Below are 3,206 nucleotides of genomic sequence, written 5' to 3' on the forward strand. Positions count from 1 at the left end.
GCACAGTGACGCCAGGGCCGAGCAGTTCCTGACGGGGCTCGGGGCCAACGACCCGCAGATCCGTGCGGGCAACGCCGCCATCGTCTCCGACGTGAACAGCGGCAAGATCCCTGCGGGCCTGGTGAACCACTACTACGTCTACGAGCTGGCCGACGAGAAGGGGGTGTCCCCGGACACGCTCAAGGCCAGGCTGCACTTCTTCCCCAACGGTGACACCGGGGCGCTGGTGAACACCGCCGGTGTCGGCGTGCTCAAGGGGGCGGCCGACGACCCGGATGTGCGGGTGTTCGTCGACTACCTGCTCGGCACCGAGGCGCAGACGTACTTTGCCGATAAGACCTTCGAGTACCCGCTGGTCTCCGGGGTCGCGGCTGCGCCGGGTCTGCCTGCCCTGGCCTCACTCGCCGCGCCGAAGATCGACCTTAACGATCTGGACACGCTGGCGGCCACCGTCGCAATGATCAAAAAGTCGGGGTTGGTCACCTGACCACCCGGAGCTGGGCACCGGGGCGGGCACGGATTTCCGTGTCCGCCCCGCGGGCCGTCACATACCAGGTCCGCCGGTCCGCGCCGCGGCCGGCGCTGCTCGCCGCTGCCGCGGCCGCCGTCGGGGTCGCCCTCATCCCGCTGGTCTACCTTGCGGTGCGTACCGCCGAGGCCGGGTGGAGCCGGATCGCCGCCGAGCTGTTCACCGTACGGGTCGCCGAGCTGGCGGGACGCAGCCTTGCCCTGGCGGCCGTCGTCACCGCCGGGTGCGTGGTGCTCGGCGTCGGTTCGGCATTCCTGGTCACCCGGACCGACCTGCCGGCCCGCAGGCTGTTCGCCGTGCTCGCCGCGTTACCCCTGGCTGTGCCCACCTACATCGCGAGCTTCGCCTGGGTGTCCACCGTGGACGGATTCGAGGGCTTCTGGCCCGCCGCCGCGGTGCTCGTCCTGTGCTCGTACCCGTACGTCTTCCTGCCGGTTGCCGCGGCGCTCGCCGGCGCCGATCCGGCCCAGGAGGAGGCATCGCGATCGCTGGGGCGGGGCGCCTGGAAGACCTTCACCGGCGTCACCCTCCGCCAGGTCCGCCCGGCCGTCGCGGCCGGTGCGCTGCTGGTCGCGCTGTACGTCCTGTCGGACTTCGGCGCGATCTCGATCGTCCGGGTGGAAACCTTCACCCAGGCCATCTTCACCTCGCTCAACCTCGGTTTCGACCGGACCGGCGCGCTCGTGCTCGCGACCGTCCTGGTGGCGCTGACCGCGCTGCTGGTGACCGGCGAGTCACTCAGCCGTCGCCGTGGAGCCCGCTACGCCCGGGTCGGCGGGGCCGGCCGCCCCCCGACGACGATCCGGCTGCGGGCGATGCGCTGGCCGGCTTCGGGCGCGCTCAGCGTGGTGGGGGCGCTAGCCCTCGGGGTGCCCGGGTTCAGCCTCATGCGGTGGCTCGCCGACGGTGTGTCCCGGCCGGGTTCGCTCGTGGAGGTCGCCATCGCCGCCGGCAACTCGCTGTGGGTGTCGCTTGCCGGCGCGACGTTGACCTTGCTGCTGGCGCTGCCCGTCGGCCTTCTCACCGCACGTGCACCTGGCGTGGCGGCGACCGTGCTCGACCGGCTCGCCTACCTCTCGCACGCCCTCCCGGGTCTGGTCATCGGACTGTCACTGGTCTTCTTCGGCATCAACGTGGCCTACCCGCTCTACCAGACCCAGTGGTTGCTCGCGCTGGCATACGCGGCGCTGTTCCTGCCGCTGGCGGTGGCCGCGGTGGCTGCCGCGGCGACGCAGGCACCACCGGTGCTCGAAGAGGTCGCACGGTCGCTGGGACGTCGACCGCTGACGGTGTTCCGTACCGTAACGTTGCCGCTGACCCTGCCCGGTATCGGCGCGGGCGCGGCGCTGGTCTTCCTCACGTGCATGAAGGAGCTGCCAGCGACTCTGCTGCTGCGGCCGACGGGCATGGACACCCTCGCCACCACACTGTGGACCCACACGTCGGTCGCGGCGTATGCCGCCGCCGCCCCCCACGCTGCCGTGTTGGTGCTGTTGGCCGCCGTGCCGACATGGTTGCTGGCAACACGCACCGGCGTGCTGGCCGGCAGGGATCCGGCGGGCAGGGAGATCGGATGAGTGCGCTGAGTGTGAGTGATCTGCACAAGGCGTACGGGCCGGTGACCGCGCTGGCCGGCGCCGATCTCGACGTCCCAGCCGGCACGCTGGTCGCCGTTCTCGGCCCGTCCGGATGCGGCAAGACCACGTTGCTGCGCTGCATTGCCGGCTTCGAGCGGGTCGATGGCGGGGAGATCCGCCTGGACGGGCGGCGGGTCGCGGCGCCCGGGGCGCACCTGGTGCCGCACCGGCGGCGGGTAGCGGTGGTCCCGCAGGAAGGCGCGTTGTTTCCACACCTGTCAGTCGCCGGCAATGTCGAATACGGCCTCGACCGCGGGGCCCGACGTGCCGGTCGCGTGGAGGAGGTGCTGGCTCTGGTGGGCATGGATGCCTACGGCGGCCGGATGCCGCACCAGCTCTCCGGCGGCCAGCAGCAGCGGGTCGCCCTCGCGCGGGCGTTGGCGCCCCGCCCGCCGCTGGTGCTGCTCGACGAGCCGTTCAGCGCCTTGGACGCCGCGCTACGCGGCGAGCTGCGCCGCGACGTCCGTGCGGCGTTGCGCGCCGATGGAGCGACGGCCGTGCTGGTCACCCACGATCAGGGGGAGGCGCTGTCCATCGCCGATCAGGTGGCCGTGATGCGTGGCGGCAGGATCGTCCAGTGCGGGCAGCCGAGGCTCGTCTACCAGGAGCCGGTCGATCCGTGGATCGCCGGTTTCGTCGGTGACGCGGTGCTGCTACCGGCCACGGTCGACGGGGAGTGGGCATGGACGGCGCTCGGCCGCGTCCAGGTCGGCGGGCATCCGCTTCCGACATCCGACGGCGGTGGGCCGGTGACCGTCATGTTGCGGCCGGAGCAGGTGGGCGTCACAGCCCGTGATAGGGCACCCGATTCCGCGGTGACCGCGACCGTGCTGCACCAGGATTTCTACGGTCACGATGCGATGATTACCCTCGGACTGACCGACGGCACGCGAGTGACCGCCCGGATCCTGGATGCAGGGGAGCCTCTCGCCCTCGGTGACGACGTGGCGGTGCACGTGCGCGGGGTGGTCCGTGCGTGGCCCGGGCAGTCGGCAGCCCCTAGCCGCGGTGGCGCTGACCAGCCGGCGCCTGTGCCACGG

Annotated in this window: 3 protein-coding genes; all 3 read left to right on the plus strand. The window is 71.9% G+C overall.

What is annotated here, in order from left to right; translation table 11 throughout:
- The coding region (locus tag DD1DGNOD_RS27870) for an extracellular solute-binding protein (protein ID WP_206443020.1) at window positions 1-487 on the plus strand (487 nt) is incomplete at its 5' end.
- A 38-nt stretch (window positions 488-525) separates the two neighbouring features.
- A complete protein-coding gene (locus DD1DGNOD_RS07765) occupies window positions 526-2,106 on the plus strand; it encodes an ABC transporter permease (RefSeq protein WP_131769768.1) in 1,581 nt (526 codons plus the stop codon).
- Window positions 2,103-3,206, plus strand: a 1,104-nt coding sequence (locus tag DD1DGNOD_RS07770; protein WP_131769769.1) for an ABC transporter ATP-binding protein, incomplete at its 3' end; no start/stop codon positions are given. The genes DD1DGNOD_RS07765 and DD1DGNOD_RS07770, both read left to right, overlap by 4 nt.

The sequence above is a fragment of the Candidatus Protofrankia californiensis genome (assembly GCF_900634765.1).
Taxonomy (GTDB): domain Bacteria; phylum Actinomycetota; class Actinomycetes; order Frankiales; family Frankiaceae; genus Protofrankia; species Protofrankia californiensis.